Source organism: Azospirillum sp. TSH58 (assembly GCF_003119115.1).
In the GTDB taxonomy this organism is placed as follows: domain Bacteria; phylum Pseudomonadota; class Alphaproteobacteria; order Azospirillales; family Azospirillaceae; genus Azospirillum.
On sequence record NZ_CP022364.1, the window covers coordinates 1,030,523 to 1,055,579 of the forward strand.

Sequence of the window (25,057 nt, forward strand, 5' to 3'; positions counted from 1 at the left end):
GGTGTCTCCGTCAGCGCCGCACCGGCCAGCGGAAGGCGAGGCGCCCCACCGCGGCGAACAGCAGTTTGAAGGTCATCACCAGGGCGAAGTAGATGCCGCAGATCACGGCATAGACCTCGAAGCTGCGGTAGGTGCGCGTCTCGATGAAGCCGCCGGTGTGGAACAGCTCCTCCGCCGAGATCTGCGAGGCGAGCGAGGTGCCGAGCAGCAGCAGGACGAACTGGCTGGTGAAGGCGGGATAGACGCTGCGCAGGGCAGGCGGCAGCACGACATGGCGGAACACCTGCCAGCGGGTGAGCCCCAGGCACTGCCCGGCCTCGACCTGGCTGCCGGGAATGGCGTCGAGCCCAGCGCGGACGATCTCGGTGCAGTAGGCGCCGAAATAGAGGCCGAGCGCGATCGCCGCCGCTTCGAAGGCTCCCATCCGCAGCCCGAAGCCCGGCAGCACGAAGAAGACCACGAACAGCTGGATCAGCGACGGCGTGTTGCGGATCAACTCGACATAGCCGCGGATCGCCCAGCGCACCGGGCGCGGCCCGCCGCGCACCGCCGCCGCACCGGCTACGCCGATGGCGGTGCCGATCACCGCGGCGACCAGGGTCAGCAGCAGCGTGTGCAGCGTGCCGTCGATCAGCTGGTCCTGGTAGCGCAGGAGCTGCTGGAAATTCAATGTCTGCATGGCGTGTCTGGGCGCCTTGGATCAGCCGAAGAAGGTGCGGTAGGCGCTGCGGACCCGTCCGTCGGCGCCGAGGCCGAACAGCACCCGCCAGCGGTCGATGCAGGTGCAGGGGTGCGAGATCCCGAACTCCACGATGTCGCCAACCGCGAGATCGGGGCCGGCGAGATCATGGCCGCCCGGCACGGCGACGAAGGCGTGCTGGTCGTTCAGCCGGGTCACCCGCAGCCCCTCCGCGGAGAGCGCGGCGCCGTCGCGGTGGACCCGCAGCGGCCGGGGCAGGCCCTGGTCGAAGGAGGCGTCGCGCATGCCGAAGCCGCAGATGGCCAGTTCCGGCTCCGGCCGGGTCAGAACCTCCGCCCACAGGCGCAGGGCCGGGCGGAAATCGGCCGCCGTGGCGCCGCCGCAGGCGAAGCCCTGCCGGGCGTCGAGAGCGCCGAGCGCGCGTTCGTAGACGCCGTGGTCGTGGAAGAAGATGGCGCCGCTGCGCAGCACCAGCGTGGCGTTGCCATCGGCTTCGGCGACCGGCGCCAGACCGGTCACCACCATGTCGAAGAAGGCGGAACCGCCCGCGGTGAGCAGCAGCGGCCGCTCCGGCGCCAGCGCGCGCACCAGCGCGAAGGCCTCCGCCGTGCGCCGCATCAGGGCGGCGATGTTGGCGGCGGTTTCGGCCGGATCGGCGGTGGCGACCGCCCCTTCGTAGGTGGCGACGCCGTCGAGGACCAGCAGGCCGGGATGCCGGACGACTGCGGCGAGGATCGCGTCCACCGCCGCCCGGTCGCGGGCGCCGGCGCGACCGGCGCCGACCTCGACCAGGACGGACAGCGGGCGTTCGGGGGGCCGGCCGGCGGCACGCGCCGCGGCGGCGAGCGCCTCGACCACGGCGGGGGAGTCGGCGAAGGCGCGCAGGTCGGCGTCGGGGTATGCGGCGAGCAGCGCGCCCAGCCGCTCGCCGCTGGCCCGGCCACCGATCTCGTTGGCGAGGATCAGCCGGGTGACTCCGGCGCGCAGCAGGACGGCCGTCTGCTGCAGGTTGGCGACGGTGGCGCCCCAGGCGCCGGCCTCCACGAGGCCGGCGGCGATCTGCGGGGCCATCGGCGTCTTGGCATGCGGGGCCAGCGCCACGCCGTGACGGCGCGCGTAGGCGAAGATCAGGTCCCGGTTGGCGGCGAAGGCGTCCTCGTCGAGCGTCAGCACCGGAAGCGCCATGTCGCCCGCGGCCGGCCGCCAGCCCTGGGCGCCGACATCACGCAGCCGCAGCGGCGCCGCTCCGGGCGGCACCCCCCGGATGCTGTCGTCTAAACTGCTGTCGAGCAGGGCATCGAGAAACAGGCTCATGGGGCAATCCTGACCAGCCAGATGTGGGCAAGGCGATGAACGCTAATGACAACGTTATCATATCGCCGTTTTGTTTAGATGACAACGTTGTCATGACGGTCCGGCGAAATTTTGTTTTCCTGCGGCCGATCCCGGATGATGCCGCTGCGATGCTCCCCGCCTCCCGGACGGATGGATGAGCCTCGTCCGCCCAGGATGCAGGACGGACCCCATGCCGGGAAAAACGTACGGTTTCCGGCGGAGTTCAAGGCGCAGGCGGCGCTGGAGGCGATCCGGGGCGAACTGACGATGCCGCCGTTGGCTGCCAAGCATGGGGTGCACCAGACGCCGGTCAGGTCCGTCCGTTCACCAGCGGGCGCTTCACCGGCCTGCTGACCGCGGCCGGCATTCGGGTGGCGATCGGCGGGCGGGGCCGCTGAATGGACAACGCCCTCATCGAGCGGCTGCGGCGATCGATGAAGGCCCCGCCAACGCGCCGACAGGCAAAGGAATTTGTCCGCAACGGCCAGCCTGCCGGCTGGGATGGCGGGGAAGCGCCAACCGGGTCGAGCGGCGGCAACAGGCCGTCATGCGTGGTCGAGCCCTTCCCTGCGAACAGCCGCATTGCCCGGTGCGAAAGCGGGCTTCACACGCAAAACGGCCTGCCGATCGGTCGCTGGGGCGCCCGCTACCTCACCAGCGTTGCCGCCGGTCGAACAAAGCTCTTGCGGCCGCGCTTGAACCCCATGAGGGGCACGGCTATTCCGCCGAAGGCGTCGGTCTCGTCATCGGCATCGAGCACGATCATGTCCGCCTGTCCGCCGACCGCGATGCCATAGTCCGCGATCCGCATCAGTCGGGCGGCCCCGGTCGAGATCATATCGAGGCAGTCGCCGAAGCTCTCAGGCCCCAGATGCATGAGGTTCGCATAGAGGTTGCCCATGCGGAGCAGCGAGCCGTCGCCAAAGGGCGTGAAGGGATTCAGGACATTGTTGGTCGCGACCGAAACGCCAACGCCGCCTTCCGCCAGCCGATGAACCGGCGCCACCCCGCGCGGCGCCCGATGGTTGACATCGCGCCCGTTGAGATAGAGATCCGTCGCGGGCAGGGCCGTAACCCCCACGCCGGCATCGGCCAGGAGAGCGATCATCCGCCCCAGCGCGGCATCATCGATGGCCGCGAGCTTGGTGGCATGGCCGACGGTGACCCGCCCCTGCCAGCCCGCCGCCATCGTCCGCCGGCAGATCTCCTCGAGATGGGACCAGCTGGGATCGAGATCGAAATCCAGATGAAAATCGAGATCGACGTCGTGCGCCACCGCCAGCGCGAAGATCCGTTCCATCTGCAGCGAAGGGTCGGCATCGGTGTAAGGACAGCCGCCCAGGAGGTCCGCCCCCTCCGCCAAGGCCTGGGCCAGCAGCCGTTCGACCGCCGGGTCATGGGTCATCCCCTCCTGCGGGAAGACGCAGATCGACAGATCGATGGCGAAGGCGTAATCCCGCTTGAGCCGCTTCATCGCCTCGAAACTGCGCAGGCCAACCAGCGGATCGAGTTCCACATGGGACCGCATGTGCATGGTGCCCTGCGTGATCGCGCGCTCCAGGGTGCGGGCGCCGCGCTCGTAGACATCCTCGATCGTGAAATCCCTTTTCAGGCGGGAAACCGCGGCGATTGCCCCCTTCAGTCCGCCGCCGGCATCGCGGCACCGGCAGAGCAGGCAGGATTTGTCGAGATGGATGTGCGTATCGACCAGCCCCGGCAGGACGAGACGCCCGCCGGCGTCCTCCTCCACGACGGCCGTGGCGGCCAAGGCAGGGCCGATGGCGGCGATCCTACCTTGCCTGACCGCGATATCCTGCAGGCCTTGCCCTCCCCTCAGGCGGGCGTTGCGCAAGAGAAGGTCGAAAATCTGGTTCTGCGTCATCTCAGATCCGGCGTGACATTTGCATGCATAAATCGTATGCACTTTCGATGCCATCGTGACCACACTTGCGGAGTTCCCAATGAGCGAGATGACCGAACGCGATCTGCAGGCCGTGAAGGATTATCTGGATGCCTCCATGGCGCCCGATCCCGTGCGCGCGGCGAAACATGTGGCCCCGGGCTTCATCTGCCGCTTCACCGGGCATCGCGTTTTCGATACGCCGAGCGGGCCGACCGGCTTCAACGCCGCCCGCTACAAATGGGTGAAGAAGCGGATCGAGCGCTATGACGTGGTGCCGGGCGAGACGGAAACCATCGTCTACAGCCTCGGCTACCTGTACGGCGCCTGGCCGGACGGCACGCCCTTCGACAACAACCGCTATGTCGACCGCTTCGTGGTGCGGGACGGGCTGATCGTCGAAACCGATGTCTGGAACGACAGCGCCGAATGGATCCTCGACCCCTCCTGCGCCCGCTGACCTGATCCGCCGACCCGACCCGCCGACCTGGATATCCTGGCGCTCTTACTCGGTGTAGGGCGCCAGGATATCCATGAGGTCGCGGCTCCTGGCGCCCGAGCTTTGCAGCAGCGCGCGGGAGGCTACGGCCTCCAAATGCTCATCCATGAGGGCGCAGGCCTTGTCGGCGGGGCCGGTCCGGATCGCCTCGATCAGTTCCAGATGCTCATTCACCGCGCATTCGGACGAATGGGGCCGGCTGAAGACCGCCAGCGACAACCCCGCGCGGTAGCAGATCTCCGTCACATAGCGGATCAGAACGGGCTTGCCGGTCATTTCCGCCAGCCGGACATGGAATTCCGTCGCAAGGCGGATCGAAATCCCCTCGGCGCCATGCCGGGCCTGATGTTCGGCTTCGACGATGGCTTTCAACTGCTTCACCTGGGCCTCGGTCAGCTTGCCGGCCAGATGCCGGACGACCTGACGCTCGAGATCGACCCGGATGTCGAAGATGTCCCGCGCATCCTCGAAGGACGGCACGGCGACCACGGCGATGCGGTTCCGGCGCAGATCGACGAGGCCTTCCGCCGCCAACTGCCCGAGCGCGCTGCGGGCGATGGTCCGGCTGACGCCGAAGCGCTCGCCCAGCGAATCCTCCGGCAGCCGGTCTCCCGGCGAAAGCGCCCGCTCGATGATCGCGCGCCGCAAGGCCGTGCAGATCACCGCGACACGGTCGCCTCCGGTTTTCCTCGAACGCTTTTCCTCGGCCATCACCGCCCTCTCCCACTCCGCTCTGCATAAGGGAGGTCAGGCGGGAATTCAACTCGCCAAGTGCCGCATTTGAATGCAACCGCCTCACCACCCTGCACAAATGAGGTGCATACAAAAATTGTACACACTTTTTCTCGCCAAAAGCCCGTCACCCCTGACCTGGAGTGCGGCTCGTGCCGGAAGTTGGCGCACCTGTTGCATACAGTTCATCAGTCCGTCACGAGGTGCGCCGCATGTCCCCATCCCAAGCCATCCAGCAAGGCCGCTCTTCCATCGCCGTCGAGCTTTCGCAGGCCGCCGTTTCGTTCGGCAAGCCGGGGAAGGCCGTCGCAGCCCTGCAGGAGACGAACCTTCGGATCGCCGAAGGCGAATTTGTCGCCCTGGTCGGCCCGTCGGGCTGCGGGAAGTCCACGATCCTGCGGCTGACGGCCGGCCTGCTGCATCCGACCCAGGGGGCCGTCCTCGTCGGCGGGCGCGAGGTGGGGGCCAAGGCCCTGCGCATCGGCATGGCCTTCCAGAATCCGACCATGCTGCCCTGGCTCACCATCGAGCGGAACGTCATGCTGCCGCTGAAGATCGTGCGGCCCTTCCGCTCCGACTACCGCGCCAAGCGCAAGACGGAGTATCGCGACCGGGTGCATGCCCTGCTGGCCGATGTCGGGCTCGACAAGTTCGCCGGCCATTATCCCTGGCAGCTGTCGGGCGGGATGCTGCAGCGCGCGAACCTCTGCCGCGCCCTCGTCCATGAACCGAGCCTGCTGCTGCTCGACGAGCCGTTCGGCGCCCTCGATCAGTTCACGCGCGAGGAGCTGTGGGGGACGATGCAGTCCCTGTGGCTGAAGCGCAAACCCACCGTCCTGCTCATCACCCACGACCTGAAGGAAGCGGGTTTCCTCGCCTCGCGCGTCTGCGTGATGAGCGCCCGCCCCGGCCGCATCATCGATGACAGCGCCGTCGATTTCCCCCGCCCGCGCACGATCCAGATGACCTTCGATTCCGATTTCGTCGCCCTCAACCAGCGCCTGCGCGACCTCATCATCGACGCGCGCACCGACACCGCCATCCGCGGAGCCTGAGCCATGAGCTACGAACTGCGCCGTCGCCTCTGGGCGGCCATCCTCATCCTCGGCTTCTTCGCGGCCTGGGAATTCCTCTGCCTCGCCCTCCAGGTCTCCGATCTGGTCCTCCCCCGGCCGAGCCAGGTCTTCGCGACGCTGGTCGACCGCCTCGGCATCCTCTGGCCCCATGTGCTGCAGACCCTCTGGACCACGATGATCGGCTTCATCCTGGGCGTCACCGTCGGGGTGGTCATCGGGGCGGCCATCGGCGTCTCCCGCACCGCCTACGACACGGTCTATCCCCTGCTGATCGGCTTTTCCTCGATCCCCAAGGTCGCCGTGGTGCCGATCTTCGTGCTGTGGTTCGGATCGGGCGCGACGCCGGCCATCCTCACCGCTCTGGCGATGTGCTTCTTCCCGATCGTCGTCAACATCGCGACCGGCCTCGCCACGACCGAACCGGAACTGGAGGACGTCCTGAAGTCGCTCGGGGCCAGCAAGCTCGACATCCTCTGGAACGTCGGGCTGCCCCGCACCATGCCCTTCTTCTTCGCCTCGCTGAAGATCGCCGTCACCTTCGCCTTCGTCGGCAGCGTGCTGTCGGAAACCGTCGCCTCCAACAAGGGCATCGGCAACGTGATGATGACGGCCTCCTCGAACTTCGATGTGCCGCTGGTCTTCGCCGGCCTCTTCCTGCTCGCCGCCCTCGGCATCCTGCTCTACGTCGCCTTCTCGCTTGTCGAGGCGCGCGTCACCGGCTGGGCCTCCCGTCGGCAGGGCTTTGCTTCCGCCTGAACCGTCACCCCGAAACGGAGCCTACCATGTTGAAAAAGCTTTTCTCGACGCTTGCTCTCGGTCTTTGTCTGAGCGGGCCGGCGTTGGCCGAAACCAACATCAAGTTCACGCTCGGCTGGAAGACCCAGGGCTCCGACGCTCCCTTCCTGCTGGCGCAGCAGAAGGGCTACTTCAAGGCCGAAGGGCTGAATGTCACCATCGACCAGGGCGAAGGGTCGGCGGCCACCGTGACCCGCATCATGTCGGGTGCCTACGACGCCGGCTTCGGCGACATCAACGCGATCATCCAGAACGCGGCGACCCGCCCCGGCGAGGTGCCGGTCATGGTCTATCAGCTCTGGAACAAGCCGCCCTTCGCGATCGTCTCGAAGAAGACGACCAACATCACCAAGCCCGCCGATCTCGTCGGCAAGAAGCTGGGCGGCGCCCAGGGCACCCCGACCACCCGCCTCGTCACCGTGCTCGGCACGCTCAACAAGGTCGATATGACCAAGGTCGCCATCGAGAACATGGGGCCGAACCTGCAGGAGCCGATGCTGATCAAGGGCGACATCGACGGCGCCCTGGTCTTCAACATCACCAGCTGGTTCAACCTGATCAACAACCGTCAGGACCCCGCCAAGGACTACAACTGGCTGCTGTTCGGCGAATTCGGCCTCGACCTCTATTCCAACGGCATGATGGTCTCCCAGAAGCTGATCAAGGAGAAACCGGACGCCGTCGCCGGCCTCGTCCGCGCGGTCAACAAGGCGGCGGTGGAGATCGGCGCGGATGCCGAGGCCGGGGTGAAGGCGGTCCTTGCCTATGACAATCTGGCCAAGGAAGAGCTTGAGCGCGCCCGCATGAAGTTCTCCTACGAGCAGCTCATCCTGTCGCCCGAAGTCGACCGGATCGGCCTTGGCGATGTGGACGACGCGCGTCTCGCCCGCTCGATCGGCATCATGGTCGAAGGCTATCAGCTGACCGCCACGCCCAAGCCGGAACAGGTCTTCACCCGCCAGTTCCTGCCGCAGTTGGCCGACCGCAAGCTCGCCTACAAGGCCAACTGATCGCCGAAGACAGCCCGGTCGGACCAGCGGCCGGGCTTTGCGCATGGGGGAACAGATGAACGTCGCCCGGCCGGGAATGGTCACCAGCCCGCATCCCCTGGCATCCGAGGTCGGGGCCGCCGTCCTGGCGAGGGGCGGCACCGCCATCGAAGCGGCGGTCGCCATCGCCGCCAGCCTGTCCGTCGTCATGCCGCATTTCTGCGGGATCGGCGGCGATGCCATCTGGCTGGTGGCGGACCGGCAGGGACGGCAGCGCTGTTTCCTCGGCATCGGACAGGCGGCGGGCCGTCTTCCCGCCTATGATGCCGCGATCCCCCTGCGCGGCCCCGCCTCGACCGTCACCTCGGCCTGCGCGGTCGACAGCTGGGGTCGTGCGCTGGCCTACAGCGCGGATCAATGGGGCGGCGCCCGACCCTTCGCCGACCTCATCGCTCCCGCCATCGCCCTGGCCCGGGACGGCTACATCCCCGCCCGCTCGCAACATTTCTGGTTCGATTTCCGGCGCGACGAGATCCCGCACTGGGGACGCTTCGCGGATCATTTCAGCGCCGTCCCCGGTGAACTCTTCAAGCAGCCCGGTCTCGCCCGCAGCCTCTCCCTGCTGGCCGAGGACGGCTACCGGTCCTTCTATGACGGGCGGCTCGGACGGCAACTGGCCGAGGGGTTGGCCGCCGCGGGCTCTCCTCTGGGGGCCGCGGATCTGGCGGCGACCCGGACGCGGGAGGAGGCTCCCGTCGGCTTGGACTACCGCGGGCTGACCCTGCTGGCCCCGCCGGCGCCGACGCAAGGCCTTTCCACGCTGGCGATCATGGGCATCCTCTCCCACTTCGATCTGGCGGCCCTGCCCCCCGCAAGCCCGCTCCGTTACCACCTGCTGGTCGAGGCGGTGAAGCTGGCCTTCCTGGATCGGCCGCTCATCGCCGACCCCGATGGTTCCGAGCCACCACCCTGGGATTTTCTCGACCCGCAGCGTCTGGCCGGGAAGGCCGAGGCCATTGACACGGCGCGCGCCCTGGCCTGGCCCCATCCCTACCGCCATGGCGACACGGTCTTCTTCGCCGCAACCGACGAGCAGGGGCGTTGCGCGAGTGTCCTGCAGAGCACCTATTTCGATTGGGGCAGCGGTGTCCTGGTCGGCGACACCGGCGTCCTCTGGCAAAACCGTGGCGCGGCGTTCTCAACCGTTCCCAGCGGCCGCAACGCGATCAAGCCCGGCAAGCGGCCCTTCTACACCCTGAACCCCGGCATCGCCCTCAAGAACGGGGAACCCCACCTTCTCTACGGCACACAGGGTGCGGACGGCCAGCCGCAGACCCTTGCCGTGCTGCTCACCGGCTTGATCGATCACGGCATGACGCCCGAGGAGGCGCTCGCCCAGTCCCGCTTCCTTCTGGGAAGGACCTTTTCCGACAGCCGCGACAGCCTCAAGGTCGAGGCGTCCCTGGGCGAGGCCGCGATGGCGGAACTTGCCGCCCTGGGGCATGAGGTGGCGATCCTTCCGGCCTTGTCGCCGATCTTCGGTCAGGCCGGGGCCATCAGCCTCACCGATGCAGGCACCATGTCCGGCGCCCATGATCCGCGTGGCGAAGGCGACGCGCTTCGATCTGACAGGCCACTGAAAAGTGACCGGCGATGAGCCTTGATCTGGATCTCGTCGCTTTGACGGACGCAGATTTCAAGTCGAGGCTCCCATCCCTGGTCAGTTCGCCCGTTCCGGTGCCGCGGACGGAAGTCGCTTCGCCGTGGCCGGTCTCGGTCTGACACCGTTTTCCGAGCGCCCTGCAGCGTCGCGTCGTCATGGCGTCCGAACGGCAGCACAGCGATCGAACGCTTCGGCTGCGGGCGCCTACTCCGCCACGGCGTCGCCTGGCTCGTTTCCCCCGCTCCATTCCCGAATGAGGCCGTACGCCACGGCCAGCAGCGTCGGGCCGAGAAAAATGCCGATCAGGCCGAAAGCGACGAGACCGCCGACGATGCCCAGGAAAATGATGATGAAGGGAAGATCGCTGCTTCTCCCGATCAGGATCGGGCGCAGGATGTTGTCGAGGCTGCCGACCAGCACGCCGACCCAGGCCACCAGAAAGATCGCCATGCCGGTGCGGCCCTGGCTGGCCAGCCAGAGCGCGGCGGGCAACCAGATCAGCGCCGGCCCCATCGGCACCAGCGTCAGGAAGAAGGTGATGAAACCGAGGAGCAGGGCGCCGGGAAGCCCCGCGATCCAATAGCCCAGGGTGGCGGCGATGGCTTGCACCAGCGCGGTGCCGAGCACGCCATGGACGACCCCGTTGATCGTATCGGCGGCAACATCGAGGGATTGCCGCGCACGGGCACCGGCGATCCGTCCGACGATGCTGCGCAGCCGGTGCACGGCGGTGCGGCCGTCCCGATAGAGGAAGAAGGCGATCAGGACGCTCAGCGCGATCAGTGACGTCCCCGAGAGAAGATGCCCACCGCTTGCAAGGGCCCAATCGCGGATCTGGCCGAAATGGGGCTGGAGCGTCGCGCGCAGATTGGACTCGCCGCTCAACAGCACGCTCCAGATCTCCTGCAGGCGGTCCCCGAGGATCGGGAGACCGACCAGCCAGTCCGGCAAGGGGGGAAGCCCCCGGTCCATGGCCGCGTGAACCGCTTCGAAGACCCGGAAGACATTTTCCGACAGCTTTATCCCAAGCGCGACGAGAGGCCCGACGAGAACCGCCATGATCATCAGCGTCATGATCGCCGCCGCCAGCGTTGTGCGGCCGCCGAGCGCGTGCTCGATGCGCCGGTGCAGCGGCCAGGTGCTGAAGGACAGGATGATCGCCCAGAGGATCGCCGCGATGAAGGGCCGCAACACGACGAAACAGCCGATCAGCAGGATCAGCATCATGGACAGCACGAGCGCCTTGCGGACATAGCTCATCTCGTGCCGCTCCGGGGACTCCGCGGCGTCGGCGTGCGGCATGAACCGGTCGTGAATAAAATCCGCCATGGCTTGTGACCCCTTCAGGGCGCGATGGTCCAAACAGCCTTGCCGGTCTTGCAGAAGTTCATCGGCAAAAGCTCATCGGACAGGGACTCCGCTGCTGCGCGCGCATGGTGAACCGGACATGACGGCAGAAGCGGCCGTGCGATCTCACACCTGCTGCTCGTGGACGGCCTTGTCGGCGTGGGCTCCCTTCGCGTTGTCGAGGAAACCGTCCGCCGTGGTCGTCGCGAAGACATGCATGAGGCGGGCGACCACCCCGGTCCAGCCGGTCTGGTGACTGGCCCCCATGCCGGCGCCGATATCGCCGTGGAAGTACTCGTAGAAGAGGATGTGATCCTTCCAGTGCTGGTCCTGCTGGAACTTCCAAGCGCCGCCGAACACCGGCCGATTGCCGTGTTCATCGCGCAGGAAGATGCCCTCCAGGCGCCGCGATATCTCCCGGGCGACCTCATAGAGGTTCATCATGGTCCCCGACCCGGTCGGGCATTCGATGAGGAAGCCGTTCCCGAAGTAGGCGTAGTATTGGAGAAGCCCGCGAACGATCAGCGCGTTGATCGGCATCCAGATCGGCCCGCGCCAGTTCGAGTTGCCGCCGAACATGCCGCTGTCGGACTCCGCCGGCAGGTAGGGAACGCGGAATTCCTGGCCGCCCACGGCAAAGACGTAGGGGTGGTCGGCGTGATGCCGGGAAATCGACCGGATGCCGTAGGGGCTGAGGAACTCCCGTTCGTCCAACATGCGCGTCAGAACCCGGCGCAGGCGGCCTTCGTTCAGGATGGCGCCAAGCCGGCGGCCGTCGACCCCGACCTGTCGCGGGTCGTGCATGGCCCCCAACAACTCCGGGCGATCGGCCAGGAAGGACTGGAAGCGCCGGGCGACGTCCGGGTGCTTGGCCAGGACCTCACCATCGAAGACGCAAACGGCGCACAGCGGCAGCAGGCCCACCAGGGATCGGACCTTCAGACGCTCCGCCCGTCCGTCGGGCAGGCGCAGCACGTCGTAGAAGAAGCCGTCCTCCTCGTCCCACATGCCCGTGTCGTCGCCGATGCGGGTCATCGCCGACGCGATCCACAGGAAGTGCTCCGCGAACTTGACGGCCATGTCGGCATGGACCGGGTCGATCTTCGTCAGTTCCGCCGCGATTTCCAGCATGTTCAGGGAGAACAGCGCCATCCAGGCCGTGCCGTCCGCCTGCTCCAAACAGCCGCCGGTCGGCAACGGCGCGCTGCGGTCGAACACGCCGATGTTGTCGAGCCCGAGGAAGCCGCCTTCGAAGACGTTCCTCCCCTCGCGGTCCTTGCGGTTGACCCACCAGGTGAAGTTCAGGAGCAGCTTGTGGAAGGTCTGCTCAAGCCAGCGGCGGTCCGCCTCGTCGTCCCGCGGCTTCAGCAATCGGTAGGTGAAGATGGTCGCCCAGGCGTGGACCGGCGGGTTCACGTCGCCGAAATTCCATTCGTAGGCGGGAATTTGCCCGTTGGGGTGCAGGTAGCGTTCGCGCAGCATCAGCTCCAGCTGCTGCTTGCCGAAGTCGGGATCGACCAGCGTCAGGGCGAGCACGTGGAAGGCCAGATCCCAGGCCGCGTACCAGGGATACTCCCACTTGTCCGGCATCGACACGATGTCGGCGTTGTGCATGTGGTGCCACTGGCTGTTGCGCGGGCCGATCCGGCGGGCCGCCGCGAACGGGTTCGCTCCGTGCTGCTTCAGCCAGCTGCCGACGTCGTATTCGTAGTATTGCTTGCTCCACAGCATGCCCGCCAGGGCCTGACGGAACACCAGGGCCTCGTCCGCGCTGAACGGCGACGGGGTGATGGATGCGTAGAACGCGTCGGCCTCCCGGCGGCGGGCGTCGAACAGGTCGGTGAAGGCGGCGCCGAAGACATCGTCTCCCGGCATCCCCCCGCCGGCCGTGCCGCCCGCCTCCAGGCGCAGGCGGACGGTGCGGCTCCCGCCGGGGGCGAGGGTCAGGCGATAGTGGGCGGCTGCCTTGGTGCCGGTCTTGTCCGGGTTCACCGCTTCCGTCTGCCCACGCACGACGCAGGCGTCGATCCCGTCCTTGACGTAGGGGGTGCGGTTCGGAACGCCGAACAGGCGCTGTCGGTTGGTCTCGTTCCCGGTGAACAGCAGCGCCGGATCGCCGTCGCAATGCAGGGCCTTCTCCCCCTCCTCGGGATGGAAGGCGGCGATGGTGCGACCCCGTACGGCTTCGCGGAGCGTGGGTTTGCGCGCGGTATCCTCGGACCCGTCGTCTCGTGACCACTGGTCGCGCCACCACAGCGTCGGCAGGACGTGCAGGTCCGCCGTCTCCGGCCCACGGTTGTGAACGGTGATCTCGATCAGAATGTGTTCGGGCGACGCCTTGGCGTATTCCACGAAGACGTCGAAATAACGATCCTGGTCGAACACGCCGGTATCGATCAGTTCGTATTCCAGTTCCCGGCGGCTCCGCCGGCGGTTCGTCTCGACCAGATTGTTGTAGGGAAAGGCCGCCTGGGGATATTTGTAGAGATACTTCATGTACGAGTGGGTCGGCGTGCTGTCGAGGTAGTAATAGTATTCCTTCACATCCTCGCCATGGTTGCCTTCGCCGTTGGTCAGCCCGAACAGCCGTTCCTTGAGGATGGGGTCGCGCCCGTTCCACAGCGCCAGCGCGAAGCAGAGCCTCTGGCGGTCGTCGGAGATGCCGGCCAGGCCATCCTCCCCCCACCGGTAGGCGCGCGAGCGGGCGTGGTCGTGCGGGACGTGGCTCCAGGCGTCGCCGTTTTCGCTGTAGTCCTCGCGCACGGTGCCCCATTGCCGCTCGCTGAGATAGGGGCCCCACGTCTTCCAGGGGACGCCCTGTTCGCGCGCCTGATCGAGCCGCACATGCTCGGCGGTCCGACCGCCTTCCAGCCGTTCACCCCGGTCAGGCATGTCCCCCTCCCTCGCTGGACCGTTCGCTGATGCTCCCGCTCATCCGGCGCCGACGGAGATGCCCCCGGAGGCGCGCCGCGTCAGTGGGCGGATCGACGGGTGGTCACACACCGCTCGTCACCCCCTTTGTCGGCGCCGGGCCCGGCGGGTGCATGGCCTCGTCATACCGGGGCTTGGCGCGTTCCTCCGCCGCCGGTTCCCGGATCCGGAACCAGGCGACGTAAAGCGCCGGCAGGAAGAACAGCGTCAGCAGCGTCGCCACGATCAGGCCGCCGATGATCGCGTAGGCCATGGGACCCCAGAAGACCTCCGGCGCGATGGGAATCATGCCCAGGCTGGCCGCCGCCGCCGTCAGCAGGATCGGTCTCACGCGGTGCATGGTGGCGTTGATGACGGCGTCCCAGGGATGCTCCCCGGCCTCCAGATGCTCGTCGATCTGGGCGATCATGATGACCGAGTTGCGGACGATCATGCCGATCAGCGCGACCACGCCCAGAATGGCGACGAAGCCCAGCGGCGTGCCGGTCGGCAGCAGCGCCGCGACGACGCCGATCAGGCCGAGCGGCGCCACGCTGATGACCAGGAACAGCTTCTGGAAGCTTTGAAGCTGGATCATGAGGATGGTCAGCATGACGAAGATCATGATCGGGAAGACGGCGGTGATCGAGGCCATGCCCTTGGCGCTGTTCTCCACCGTGCCGCCCGCTTCGATGGAATAGCCAGGCGGCAGGCTGCGCCGCAGCTCGTCCACCGCCGGGGCCAGCTGCTGCACCACCGTCGCGGCCTGCAACGGGGGGACCAGATCGGCCTGGACGGTGATGGTCGGCAGGCGCGTCCGCCGCCAGACCACCGGCTGCTCCAGGTCGTAGCGCATGGTCGCGACCTCGCCCAGCGGCACGGTGCGGCCGTCCGGGATGGCGATCTGGAGGTTGCGCAGCGTCTCGATGGAGCTGCGCTCCGCGTTGGTCGCCTGGGCGACCACGTCGATCAGGTAGATGTCGTCGCGCACCTGCGTGAAGGCGGCGCCCGACACCGTGGCGTTCAGCGCCTGGTTGAGCGACTTGGAGCTGATCCCCAGCAGGCGGGCCTTGTCCTGGTCGACATCGACCCGCACCACCTTCGACGGCTCGTTCCAGTCGTAGTTGACCAGCAGCGTGTAGGGGTTGGTGCCGATGGTGTCGGCCATCCGCGCGGCGATGGCCCGCACCTCGCCCACGTCGGGTCCGGAGACGCGGTACTGGATCGGCCAGCCGACCGGCGGCCCCATCTCCAGCGGGCTGACCCGCGTGTTCAGATCGGAGAAGTCCTCGTTCAGCACCTTCTCCAGCCGCGCGCGGACGGCCTCGCGGACCTTGTAGCCCTTGGTCACCACCACGGCCTGCGCGAAGTAGTCGTTGGCCAGCTGCACGTCGAGCGGCAGGTAGAAGCGCACGGCGCCCTGGCCGATGTAGAAGCTCCAATGCTCGACGTCCGGGTCTCCCGCCAGCACCTTCTCGAAGCGATCCACCACCTCCTCGGTCGCCCGGATCGAGGCCGTCTGCGGCAAGGTCAGATTGACCAGCAGTTCCGGGCGGTCGGAGGCGGGGAAGAACTGCTGCTGGACGAAGCGCAGTCCGAAGACCGACAGGCCGAACAGCAGCAGCGTGGCGACGATCACCAGATAGCGCGCCCGCATGGCCAGGCGCAGACTGCTCCGGAACGTCCGCATCAGGCGCCCCGGTTCGCCGCCATGCTTCGTTTTCATGGTCTTGGGCAGCACGTTCACCCCGATGAGGGGCGCGAACAGGACCGCCACGATCCAGGAGAACAGCAGCGCCATCGCCACCACGGCGAACAGCGTGAAGCAGTATTCCGCCGCACCGCCCTGGGCGAAGCCGATGGGGATGAAGCCGGCCACGGTGATCAGCGTGCCGGTCAGCATGGGAAAGGCCGTGGAGGTGTAGGCGAAGGTCGCCGCCTTATCCAGGCTGAAACCTTCCTCCAGCTTGGTGATCATCATCTCCACGGTGATCATCGCGTCATCCACCAGCAGGCCGAGCGCGATGATCAAGGCGCCCAGCGAGATGCGCTGGAGCGTGATGTCGAAGAATTCCATGCCGATGAAGGTCATCGCCAGCACCAGGGGGATGGAGGTCGCCACCACCAGCCCGGCGCGCAGGCCCAGGCTGATGAAGCTGACCACCAGGACGATGACGACCGCTTCCTTCAGCGCCTTGGTGAAGCCGGCGACCGACTCCTCCACCACCACCGACTGGTTGGCGACGAGATGGACGCCGATGCCCACCGGCAGGTTCGCCTCGACCTGCCGCATCCGCTGGTGGATGCCCTCGCCGAACGTCAGCACGTTGCCGCCGGCCGCCATGGAGATGATCATCCCGATGGCCGGCTGCCCGTTGTAGCGGAACAGCGGCGACGGCGGGTCGGCGTAGCCGCGCCGGATGTCCGCCAGATCGGCCAACCGGTAGAACTTGTCGTTGGCGCGCAGGCTGATGGCGCGCAGGCTGTCCTCCGACGTGAAGGCGCCGCTGACCCGGACCGAGATCTTCTCGTCGCCCGCCTGCACCACGCCGGCCGGGGCCACGGCGTTCTGCGCCTGAAGCTCGGCGATGACCTCCTCGCGGTCGATCCCCATCGCGGCCAGCTTGCGCGTCGAGAAGTCGAGATAGATCCGCTCGTTCTGGACGCCGACGAACTGGATCTTGCCGACGTCCGGCACGCGCATCAGCTCGGCCCGCGCGGTCTCCGCGTAGTCCTTCAGCTCGCGGTAGCTGAAGCCGTCGGCGGTGAAGGCGTAGACCGTGCCGAAGGTGTCGCCGAATTCGTCGTTGAAGGCAGGCCCCTGCACGCCCTGCGGCAGGGTGGGCTTCATGTCGGCGATCTTCTTGCGGACCTGATACCACAGGTCGGGCACCGCCTCGGCCGGCGTGTAGTCCTTCAGGTTGACGTAGACGACCGAGATGCCGGGCTTGGTGTAGCTCTTGACGTAGTCGAGATAGGGGATCTCCTCCAGCTTCTTCTCGATCGGGTCGGTCACCAGCTTCATGGTTTCCTCGATGGTGGCGCCGGGCCAGTTGGCCTGGACCACCATGGTCTTGATCGTGAAGGCCGGGTCCTCCTCGCGGCCGAGGCGCATGTAGGCCATGCCGCCGGCCAGCGTCAGCGAGATGATCAGGTACCAGACGAAGGAGCGGTGGCGCAGAGCCCACTCGGAGAGATTGAAGCCGGTCATGGTGCAGCCGCCGTTTCGATTTTCTGGTTGAACCGGACCCGCTGGCCTTCGGTCAGGCTGTGCACCCCCGCGGTGACCACGACGTCGCCACGGGTCAGGCCCTCGGTGACGATGACCGGGCCGTCGCTTTCCCTGGCCCGGATCACGACCGGCTGGCGCCGGACGATCTGGGCCTTCGGGTCGACGACCCAGACGAAGCTCCGCCCCGCCTCCTCGAACAGCGCCGTTGCCGGCAGCTCGACCACCGGGACGGGCGGCTGCTTCAGGCGCCCGACGACGGTCGCGCCGAGGCGCAGGGCCTCGGGCGGGTTGTCCAGCGCGATCCGGACGGTGTGGGTCCGGGTGACGGGATCGGCCTGGGGCGAGATTTCGCGAACGCGGCCCACCGCCACGATGTCCGGCGCGCCGGCCAGCGAGACCTCGATCACCGGGTCCTTCGGCGCCGCCCGGATGCCGGCTTCGGCGACGTTGAAGACGGCCTCGCGCTCCTCCGGCTGGGCGACGCGCGCCACCATCTGGCCGGCTTCGACCACCTGTCCCGGCTCGGCCCCGGTGGCGGTCACCACGCCGTCCCGGTCCGCCCGCAGTTCCGTGTAGCCGACCCGGTCGCGGGCCGACTGCAGCGCCGCCTGCGTGGCGACGACCTTGGCGTCGGCGGTGCGCATCGCCAGCAGCGCCGCGTCGTACTGCGCCTGGGGGGCGTTGCCGTTGGCCAGCAGTTCCCGCTTGCGGGCCTCCTCGTTGCGCGCCTGCACCTGATCGGCCTTGGCGGAGGCGAGGTTCGCCTCGGCGGTCCGCAGCGCGTTGCGCTGGTCCTGGTCGTCCAGCCGCGCGAGCACGTCGCCGGCCTTGACCAGACTGCCCACATCGACCTTGCGCTCGATCAGCTTTCCGGCGATGCGGAAGCCAAGGTCGGCGTCGGCCCGCGCCTCGATGGTTCCGGTGGCGGAGCCGCCCATCCGGAAGGTCACCGGCTCCACGGTGACGGTCCGCACCGGGCGGATCACCGGCGTCGCGTCGGCGTGATGGCCGCCCTGCGGCTGACAGGCCGCCAGCGCCGGTGCCAGAGCCAGGGCCAGCAGCACGACGAGAAGCGGGTTCGCGGGCGGCCGCATGGTTGGGGGCCGCATGGTTGGAGGCCGCATGGTTGGAGGCCGCATGGTTGGAGGCCGCGTGGTCGGCCGCGCGATTCGGGTCATGCGCCGCTCCCCTGCTTGATGGTGACCTTCTGGTCCGGCCGCAGCTTCTGGACTCCGCCGACCACCACCAGTTCGCCGTTGTCGAGGCCGCTGGAGACGGTGACCGTGCCGGTGTCGTATTGCAGGACGGACACGGGGCGCAGGCTCACCGTGTCGGCCGGCCGCGCCACGACCCAGACCGCCGGCTCCCCGTTCCCCGTCTGGAACAGGGCCGAGGACGGCAGATTGACCACCGGCCGCGCCGGCAGCTTGGCCCGCCCGACAACGGAGGAACCCAGCAGGAAGGCGTCGGGGGCGTTGGGCAGGGAGACCTTCACGGTGTAGGTCCGGGTCACCGGATCGACCCCCGGAGACACCTCGCGGATCGTGCCTTCGGTGACGGTCTTCGCATCGTTGACGAGCCGCACCTCGACCGGCGGCAGGCCCTCCCGTCCTTCCAGCCGGATGCTGGCGCCCGGCACCTGGAAGACCGCTTCCCGCTCATTCGGGTCGGCCAGCCGCAGCACCGTCTGGCCGACGGCGACCACCTGTCCGGGCTCCGCCGCCTTCGCCGTGATGACCCCGTCACGGTCGGCCCGCAGTTCGGTGTAGGACAGCGTGTCCTGTGCCGAGCGCAGCTGTGCCTCGGCGGAATTCAACTCGGCCTGCGCCTGCTGGTAGCGCTTCTGGGCGTTGTCGTACTGGACCCGCGTGGTGAAGCCGTTGGCGAGCAGGGAGCGCTGGCGCTCCTCCTGCGTCCGGCTCTGCTCGACGGCGGCCTGCGCCGCCCCCAGGTCGGATTCGGCGGACCTCACGGCGTTGGTCTGGTCCTGGTTGTCCAGCCGCGCCAGCAGTTGGCCGGAGGTGACCGTCTGCCCCACGTCCACCAGCCGCTCGACCACCTTGCCGCTGACGCGGAAGCCGAGGTTGCTCTCGTGACGGGCCTGGATTTCCCCGGTCAGCGCGGCGGTGCGGTCGAACTGGCTCACCTGCACCGGCAGCACGCGGATCAGCGTCGCCTCGGCCGGTGGCGGCGCCGGTTGCTCGCAGCCGAGAAGCAGAAGGGCGGCGACGATTGCCGATCTGGAAGGCCCAAACCCGGATAGCCAAGACATGGCGCCTCTCTCCTTCTCGGGACCGTGTCACGCAGGGCGGTGGCGGCGGAGGATGTCGCGGGTGTGATGCGCGATCATCCGCTCCTCGTCGGTCGGGATGACACAGCCCTTGACCCGGCTGTCCGGCGTCGTGATGCACAGCGCGTTCGCATCGTTGGCCGCCTCGTCGAGGTCGAGGCCGAGCCAGCGCGCCCGCTCCGCGATGGCCTTGCGGATGGCCGGCGCCCGTTCGCCGATGCCGGCCGTGAACACGAGCCCGTCGATGCCCCCCATGGCGGCGGCCAGCGCCCCGATGGCGAGGCTCGCCCGGTAGACGAAGCAATCCAGCGCGAGCCTGGCGCGCGGGTCGGCGCTGGCCAGCAGGTCGCGGACGTCGTTGCTGATGCCGGACAGGCCCTTCAGGCCGCAGTCATGGTAAAGCAGCCGTTCGATGGCGCGGGCGTCCATGCCCTTGTCCAACAGATACAGGACCACGCCGGGGTCCAGCTGCCCCGGCCGGGTCCCCATCGGCAACCCGTCCAGCGCGGTGAAGCCCATGGTGCTGTCCACGCTGCGCCCGTCCCGGATGGCGCACATGCTGGCCCCGCTGCCGAGATGCGCGACGACGACCCGCCCGCCGGCGATCCCGGGAGCGAGGTCCGGCAGGCGCCCGGCGATGTATTCGTAGCTCAGGCCGTGAAAGCCGTAGCGCCGCACACCTTCCCGGAAGAGGGCGTCCGGGATGGCGTAGCGGTCGGCCAGTTCGGAATGGTGCCGGTGAAAGGCCGTGTCGAAGCAGGCCACCTGAAGCATCTCCGGCGTGAGCTTCCGGATCGCCCGGATCGGCGCCAGATTGTTCGGCTGGTGGAGCGGGGCGAGCGGGACATAGCGTTCCAGCGTCCCGATCACCGCGTCGTCCACCGCCACATGGGTGTCGTAGGCCGGTCCGCCGTGAACCACCCGATGCCCGACCGCCACCGGCATGGCGCCGCCCAGCCGCTGCCGCAGCCACGCGCCGAGAAAGGCCAGCGCGCCGGGAACCCCGTCGCCGGATTCGGCCGGTAATGGAACGCTGCCGCCCTGGACGAGCAGCCGGGGCGTCGTGCCGATCCCCTCGATCTGGCCGCGCAGGCGCACCGGCAGCGTCCCGTCCGCCGCATCGAACAGCTGGAACTTGATGCTGGAGGAGCCGGCGTTGATGACCAGGATCGTCTCGGTCATGGCGACCTCACCCCTTCACCGGCTGCTCGATCCGCTGCCGGTGCGCGTACAGCGCCGCCACGGCGCAGGAGGCCATGCGCGTCATGACGCTGTCGGCCCGGCTGGTCAGCACGATGGGCACCCGCGCCCCCAGCACGATGCCGGCGGCATCGGCGTTCGCCAGGAAGGTCAGGTTCTTGGCGAGCATGTTGCCAGCCTCCAGATCCGGCACGACGAGAATGTCGGCCTGCCCGGCGACCGGGGAGGCGATGCCCTTGATCCTCACCGCTTCCGGGCTGATGGCGTTGTCGAGCGCCAGCGGCCCGTCCAGCAGGCCGCCGGTGATCTGTCCGCGGTCGGCCATCTTGCACAGCGCGCCGGCCTCCACGGTGGACGGGATTTTCGGGGTGATGGTCTCGACCGCCGACAGGATCGCCACCTTCGGCTGGGGGTTCCCCAGCGCCCGCGCCAGATCGATGGCGTTCTGGATGATGTCGCGCTTGTCCTCCAGGGTCGGCGCGATGTTCACCGCGGCGTCGGTGATGAACAGCGGCTTGGCGTAGGTCGGCACATCCATGATGAAGACGTGGCTGATGCGCCGTTCCGTCCGCAGCCCGCTGTCCTTCCTCGCCACCTCACGGAGCAGTTCGTCCGTGTGCAGACTTCCCTTCATGAGAAGCTGGGCACGACCCTGCCGCACCAGTTCCACCGCCATGGCGGCGGCGGCGTGGCTGTGCGGCACGTCCACGATCTCGTACGGGGCGATGTCGAGGCCGGTCTCAGCCGCCACGGCCCGGATGCGCGCGGCTGGACCGATCAGGATCGGGGTGATGAAGCCCTGGCGGGCCGCATCGACGGCGCCGCCCAGGGAGGAGGCGTCGCAGGGATGCGCCACCGCCGTCGGGACGGGGGGGATGTCGCGGCAGGCGGCGACCAGCCGTTCGTACTTTTCATGCCGATGCGGGGACGATGGCTGGCTGCCGGCCATGACGCGCCCTCCTCACCAGCGCAGATAGAGACCGACGTCCCCCGGCATTCCGCCGGGATAGTCCAGGATCTGCGCCCGCAGCTTGTAGCCCTTGGCCCTCAAATTCTTGTCGAAGACCTCGTAGGCCTCGCGGGCGAAGCCGGTCAGGGAATTCGGCCAGTCCGGCTCGAAATTGTTGATCGCCCGGCCACCGTCGGTGCAGTAGCTGCTCGGGAAGCGGGCCACCTGAATTTCCTTCACGCCGCGCGACGCGGCGTCGCGCACCGCGCGGGTGAACCGCTCCTTGGCGTCGGGGCGGATGTGCTGGTTCATGAAGGCTTCGCGGACGGTGTCCTGTTCCTTCATGTGCTTCTTTTCCCGCTCCAGGGCTTCCTGGAGCAGCGCCATCTCGTGCTGCTCGGTGAGCTTGCGGAGTTCGTCGGGCGTGATCAGGTCGTCACCGATGTTGGGGACGGCCGCGGTCGCCCTGGTCTGGTCCATGTTGCTCATGACGCGTTCCCCTTGTTTCCTGTCAGCGTTTCCTGGCCACGTTTCCTGGCAACCTTTCCTGTCGGCGGTTTCTTGCCAGCCTCGCGCCCCGGTGCCGGCTTCACTTGGCCTTCGCGGTGCGCATCACCCTGCGCTGCGTATCCGTCCTGCTGATGTCGGAGGCGGCCTTGGCCAGCGACGATCCGCCGGCCCCGGGCAGCACGCGCAGGGGCGGCTCGCGCTCGGCCTCGATCCGCTCCTCCTTGTCCTGCAGAAGAGCGTCCACCTGCCGCAGGCGGGCGCGCTGGTCGGGGGTCAGCGGTCCGGAGGCCTCCAGAACCCGTTCCGCCAGCGCCATCACCTCCTTGCGCTCCTTCTCGCCGGGCAGGAGCTTGGGCAGCGCGCTCATCGCCGCGTCCTCGTCCATCAGCATCAGGAAGACCTGTTCGCGGAAGACCGCGCGGGCGGCGTCCACGGACAGGTGCTGGGCGTTAGGCTGCTCCTCGCGGATTTTCCGCAGCATCTGGAAGGCGCGCTCGTCGATGGCGCCTTCGCCGCGCCGTGCGTGGATCAGGACGCGGAACAGCGCCTCCCGCACCCCGCCTTCCTCCACACGGGCCATGATTTCGGCCATCCGCTTCTCGAACAGGGCTTCGAACGCCTCGTCGCGGACGTGCGGTGGCCGCGCTTCCCCGCCCGGCGCGGCCAGCCCGACCAGAGCCTGAAGAAGCGGCGCGTTGTAGAGGCCCATGAACAGGCGCTCGACGGCACCGTCCCGCATGTCCCGCCAACGGTCGAGCCCCTGCACGATCTCGTCCGAAGCACGGTTCTGTGCGTTCAGGAACGGGTTGTCCGGGCTCGCCGGGCGGCGGTGTTCGCGCACCCAATCGGCCATGGGTCCGACCGGCGCCATGAAGGGGTTGAGGTGCGAGAACAGGTAATACTGGCTGCGCGCCGGGTTCATCATGCGCAGCCATTCGGCGAAGGGCTCGTTGACGGCGGCCTGGATGGAGGGCCGCGCGAAGGTGGCGTACAGGCCCTTGTTGATGTCCGAGATGCGGGCCACCGTGGCGAAGCGCCGGTCGTCCTCCGGCGTGTTGCCGCCAAGCCCGCGGATGTCGTCGAGCGTGCGGGGCTCGAACCGCGTCACATAGTCGCCCGCGACCAGATCGGCGCCGGGAACGTTCGGGTCCTTCGGCTGAAGGATCATCTCGTAAAGACCGGGTGGCAGCAGGTCGATGAAGTCGATGTTCTCGACGAACTCCGACGTTTCCTTCCGGGCGACGCGGCCGGACACGAAGATGCCCAGGTGCCCGATGTCGTGATGGAGGTTGTAGACGATGGTCTGCTCGTGGGCCCGGATGTCCTCGTCGTCGCTGTAGAGATCGAGGATCCAGCCCAGCGCCTGTTGCGGCGGCGTGATGTTGTCGCCGAAGGACGCGAAGACGAGGATGGGCGAGCGGATGTTCCGCAAATCCAGCCGGCGCCCGTTCCGGACGATGCCGCCGCTGGTCATCTTGTTGCCGACGAACAGCTCGTCGGTGATGGCCTCGATCTCCTCGCCATTCAGCAGGAAGAAGCCGCTCCACCACTTTTCGAACTCAAGGTACCGGTCCGCTTCCGTGTCGATATGGGCGTACAGGTTGTACGCCTTCTTCCAATAGGTGTTGGCCGGGTCCAGCTTCTCGAAATTGCCGACCAGATGCGCCCCGTCGAAACGGCCGTTGCCGAGATCGCTGGCCAGGGCGGCGAGCCAGGCGCCACCATACAGCCCGCCGAGGTAGCGCAGCGGGTTCCGCCCCTTCACGCCGGCCCAGTAGGACAGCGGGGAGCCCGCGACGATGATCGGCCCCATCAGGTCGGGCCGGACCGCGCTCAGCGCCATCACCGCCCAGCCCGCCTGGCAATTGCCGATGACGCACGGCTTGCCGCCCGCGCCGTCGTGCAGTTTTCCGACATGCTCGATGAAGAAGGCCTCGGCCTCACCCACGTCGGCCAGGGTCTGGCCCGGCACCGGTTCAGGGTGGAAACCGATGAAGTAGCAGGGGTGGCCGGCGCGCAGAACGGTGCCGATCTGACTGTCCGGCTTGAAGCCGCCGATCCCCGGCCCGTGACCGGCGCGCGGATCGACGATCACGAACGGACGCTTGGACGGGTCCGTGCCGACGGCAGGGTCCGGCAGGATGCGAAGCAGCATGTAATTGCACGGCCGCTTCAACTTCTGCCCTTCCATCGCGACCTCATACGGAAAGGTCAGGACGGGCGGCTTTCCTTTATCCGCATGGTCCATGAACTGGTCGCCGCGGCGCCGCAGAACATCCAGGAACAGGACCCAACGCTGCATGGCATCGACGCCGTAGTCGAAGGCGTCCTGGAACGGGTTGGGGACGTCGAGCGGGTTGGGGAAAGTCGGCGTTGGCCAACCATCCGCGCCTTTCCCGGCCGCCGTCTCTCCAACTGGTTTTGTCCCTGCCGGTTTTGCCCCTGCCGGATTTGCTGCGGCCCCGTCCCCTGCGGGTTCGGTGAAGGGGGTAAGAAAGGGGCCGAGAGAGGGGAATGCCGCAGTCCAGGCGGAAAACCAGGCCGCCAGAGGCTGCTGTTCAATCGGGGGACGTTCCCGCCGAGTCTTCATCACATGTCCTCTCTGGCTGTACGCTCTTGTGCCGGCTGTGCGTTTGCTGTGCCGACCGGTTTCTTTGCATGCGCGAAGGCGCGGCAACGCCGGCGGCGCGGATAACGCCCCATCGCAAGAGCCCCATCGCAAGACCCGTGGGGCCGGGGCGTCGGCTTAGACGCAGAAAAGCCTGCACCAGACCACCCGCCGCGTTGAAGCATGCAACTGTTGGCCTTGTTACCGTATCAAACCACGCTTCCTTGGTGGCTCATGCCCAAAACAGGGTGGCAACGCCGTCTTTCAGGACAGATCCCGGCTGCCGATTTTCCATGTATGAAATTCAATTCAGCGAAGATTA

The 25,057-nt window shown here is 67.7% G+C and carries 17 protein-coding genes and 1 pseudogene; 5 read left to right on the forward strand and 13 right to left on the reverse strand.

What is annotated here, in order from left to right:
- Positions 1–10: 10 nt before the first annotated feature.
- The 3 genes from TSH58p_RS08420 to TSH58p_RS08435 all read right to left on the reverse strand — a co-directional run bounded on the left by TSH58p_RS08420 (position 11) and on the right by TSH58p_RS08435 (position 3,917).
- A complete protein-coding gene (locus TSH58p_RS08420) occupies positions 11–679 on the reverse strand; it encodes an amino acid ABC transporter permease (RefSeq protein ID WP_109069123.1) in 669 nt (222 codons plus the stop codon).
- 21 nt (positions 680–700) lie between these two features.
- Positions 701–2,014, reverse strand: a complete 1,314-nt coding sequence (locus tag TSH58p_RS08425; RefSeq protein WP_109069122.1) for an alanine racemase — start codon at positions 2,012–2,014, stop codon at positions 701–703.
- A 667-nt stretch (positions 2,015–2,681) separates the two neighbouring features.
- Positions 2,682–3,917, reverse strand: coding sequence for an amidohydrolase family protein (locus TSH58p_RS08435; protein ID WP_109069120.1), 1,236 nt, complete (start codon positions 3,915–3,917; stop codon positions 2,682–2,684).
- 79 nt (positions 3,918–3,996) lie between these two features.
- Here TSH58p_RS08435 and TSH58p_RS08440 point away from each other — a divergent pair, with 79 nt between their 5' ends.
- Positions 3,997–4,395 carry a membrane protein gene (locus TSH58p_RS08440; protein WP_014198525.1) on the forward strand — a complete coding sequence of 133 codons (399 nt, stop codon included), beginning with the start codon at positions 3,997–3,999 and terminating at the stop codon, positions 4,393–4,395.
- A 45-nt stretch (positions 4,396–4,440) separates the two neighbouring features.
- On the opposite strand, the gene TSH58p_RS08445 is transcribed toward TSH58p_RS08440, so the two are convergent.
- Positions 4,441–5,145, reverse strand: coding sequence for a GntR family transcriptional regulator (locus tag TSH58p_RS08445; protein WP_109069119.1), 705 nt, complete (start codon positions 5,143–5,145; stop codon positions 4,441–4,443).
- Positions 5,146–5,378: 233 nt separating this feature from the next.
- Here TSH58p_RS08445 and TSH58p_RS08450 point away from each other — a divergent pair, with 233 nt between their 5' ends.
- The 4 genes from TSH58p_RS08450 to TSH58p_RS08465 all read left to right on the forward strand — a co-directional run bounded on the left by TSH58p_RS08450 (position 5,379) and on the right by TSH58p_RS08465 (position 9,683).
- Positions 5,379–6,221 carry an ABC transporter ATP-binding protein gene (locus TSH58p_RS08450; RefSeq protein ID WP_109069118.1) on the forward strand — a complete coding sequence of 281 codons (843 nt, stop codon included), beginning with the start codon at positions 5,379–5,381 and terminating at the stop codon, positions 6,219–6,221.
- Positions 6,222–6,224: 3 nt separating this feature from the next.
- Positions 6,225–6,998 (forward strand): ABC transporter permease, encoded by a 774-nt coding sequence (locus tag TSH58p_RS08455; protein ID WP_109069117.1) that lies wholly within the window; start codon positions 6,225–6,227, stop codon positions 6,996–6,998.
- An 83-nt stretch (positions 6,999–7,081) separates the two neighbouring features.
- Entirely contained in the window at positions 7,082–8,047 is a 966-nt protein-coding gene (locus TSH58p_RS08460) for an ABC transporter substrate-binding protein (RefSeq protein ID WP_247873926.1), read from the forward strand.
- A gap of 55 nt (positions 8,048–8,102) precedes the next feature.
- Complete coding sequence (locus TSH58p_RS08465) at positions 8,103–9,683, forward strand: gamma-glutamyltransferase family protein (protein ID WP_109069133.1); 1,581 nt, start codon at positions 8,103–8,105, stop codon at positions 9,681–9,683.
- A gap of 210 nt (positions 9,684–9,893) precedes the next feature.
- On the opposite strand, the gene TSH58p_RS08470 is transcribed toward TSH58p_RS08465, so the two are convergent.
- From TSH58p_RS08470 to TSH58p_RS08510, 9 genes and pseudogenes are all read right to left on the reverse strand, one after another.
- On the reverse strand, positions 9,894–11,018 hold the full coding sequence (locus tag TSH58p_RS08470; protein WP_199230074.1) for an AI-2E family transporter: 1,125 nt from the start codon (positions 11,016–11,018) through the stop codon (positions 9,894–9,896).
- 144 nt (positions 11,019–11,162) lie between these two features.
- Entirely contained in the window at positions 11,163–13,928 is a 2,766-nt protein-coding gene (locus TSH58p_RS08475) for a glucosidase (RefSeq protein ID WP_109069115.1), read from the reverse strand.
- 103 nt (positions 13,929–14,031) lie between these two features.
- Positions 14,032–17,157, reverse strand: coding sequence for an efflux RND transporter permease subunit (locus tag TSH58p_RS08480; RefSeq protein WP_109069114.1), 3,126 nt, complete (start codon positions 17,155–17,157; stop codon positions 14,032–14,034).
- Positions 17,154–18,272 (reverse strand): efflux RND transporter periplasmic adaptor subunit, encoded by a 1,119-nt coding sequence (locus tag TSH58p_RS08485; protein ID WP_109069113.1) that lies wholly within the window; start codon positions 18,270–18,272, stop codon positions 17,154–17,156. The genes TSH58p_RS08480 and TSH58p_RS08485 overlap by 4 nt, the downstream gene beginning before the upstream one ends.
- An 80-nt stretch (positions 18,273–18,352) precedes the next feature.
- The gene (locus TSH58p_RS08490) at positions 18,353–19,450 is read right to left on the reverse strand and encodes an efflux RND transporter periplasmic adaptor subunit (protein WP_109069112.1); all 1,098 of its coding nucleotides are present in this window, start codon (positions 19,448–19,450) and stop codon (positions 18,353–18,355) included.
- 27 nt (positions 19,451–19,477) lie between these two features.
- Positions 19,478–20,650, reverse strand: a complete 1,173-nt coding sequence (locus tag TSH58p_RS08495; RefSeq protein ID WP_109069111.1) for an acetate/propionate family kinase — start codon at positions 20,648–20,650, stop codon at positions 19,478–19,480.
- Between the two features lie 7 nt (positions 20,651–20,657).
- Positions 20,658–21,587, reverse strand: a pseudogene (locus TSH58p_RS08500) (bifunctional enoyl-CoA hydratase/phosphate acetyltransferase); the annotation flags it as partial.
- Positions 21,588–21,629: 42 nt separating this feature from the next.
- The gene (locus TSH58p_RS08505) at positions 21,630–22,106 is read right to left on the reverse strand and encodes a hypothetical protein (protein ID WP_109069109.1); all 477 of its coding nucleotides are present in this window, start codon (positions 22,104–22,106) and stop codon (positions 21,630–21,632) included.
- A 100-nt stretch (positions 22,107–22,206) separates the two neighbouring features.
- The gene (locus TSH58p_RS08510) at positions 22,207–24,429 is read right to left on the reverse strand and encodes a TerB family tellurite resistance protein (RefSeq protein WP_247873925.1); all 2,223 of its coding nucleotides are present in this window, start codon (positions 24,427–24,429) and stop codon (positions 22,207–22,209) included.
- Positions 24,430–25,057: the final 628 nt, after the last annotated feature.

Coding starts and splice junctions, on each gene's coding strand:
- TSH58p_RS08485 (WP_109069113.1), bottom strand. CDS start 18,272: ATGCGGCCGCCCGCGAACCCGCTTCTCGTCGTGCTGCTGGCCCTGGCT.
- TSH58p_RS08480 (WP_109069114.1), bottom strand. CDS start 17,157: ATGACCGGCTTCAATCTCTCCGAGTGGGCTCTGCGCCACCGCTCCTTC.
- TSH58p_RS08470 (WP_199230074.1), bottom strand. CDS start 11,018: ATGGCGGATTTTATTCACGACCGGTTCATGCCGCACGCCGACGCCGCG.
- TSH58p_RS08435 (WP_109069120.1), bottom strand. CDS start 3,917: ATGACGCAGAACCAGATTTTCGACCTTCTCTTGCGCAACGCCCGCCTG.
- TSH58p_RS08495 (WP_109069111.1), bottom strand. CDS start 20,650: ATGACCGAGACGATCCTGGTCATCAACGCCGGCTCCTCCAGCATCAAG.
- TSH58p_RS08440 (WP_014198525.1), top strand. CDS start 3,997: ATGAGCGAGATGACCGAACGCGATCTGCAGGCCGTGAAGGATTATCTG.
- TSH58p_RS08490 (WP_109069112.1), bottom strand. CDS start 19,450: ATGTCTTGGCTATCCGGGTTTGGGCCTTCCAGATCGGCAATCGTCGCC.
- TSH58p_RS08510 (WP_247873925.1), bottom strand. CDS start 24,429: ATGCAGCGTTGGGTCCTGTTCCTGGATGTTCTGCGGCGCCGCGGCGAC.
- TSH58p_RS08425 (WP_109069122.1), bottom strand. CDS start 2,014: ATGAGCCTGTTTCTCGATGCCCTGCTCGACAGCAGTTTAGACGACAGC.
- TSH58p_RS08445 (WP_109069119.1), bottom strand. CDS start 5,145: ATGGCCGAGGAAAAGCGTTCGAGGAAAACCGGAGGCGACCGTGTCGCG.
- TSH58p_RS08475 (WP_109069115.1), bottom strand. CDS start 13,928: ATGCCTGACCGGGGTGAACGGCTGGAAGGCGGTCGGACCGCCGAGCAT.
- TSH58p_RS08420 (WP_109069123.1), bottom strand. CDS start 679: ATGCAGACATTGAATTTCCAGCAGCTCCTGCGCTACCAGGACCAGCTG.
- TSH58p_RS08450 (WP_109069118.1), top strand. CDS start 5,379: ATGTCCCCATCCCAAGCCATCCAGCAAGGCCGCTCTTCCATCGCCGTC.
- TSH58p_RS08455 (WP_109069117.1), top strand. CDS start 6,225: ATGAGCTACGAACTGCGCCGTCGCCTCTGGGCGGCCATCCTCATCCTC.
- TSH58p_RS08505 (WP_109069109.1), bottom strand. CDS start 22,106: ATGAGCAACATGGACCAGACCAGGGCGACCGCGGCCGTCCCCAACATC.
- TSH58p_RS08465 (WP_109069133.1), top strand. CDS start 8,103: ATGAACGTCGCCCGGCCGGGAATGGTCACCAGCCCGCATCCCCTGGCA.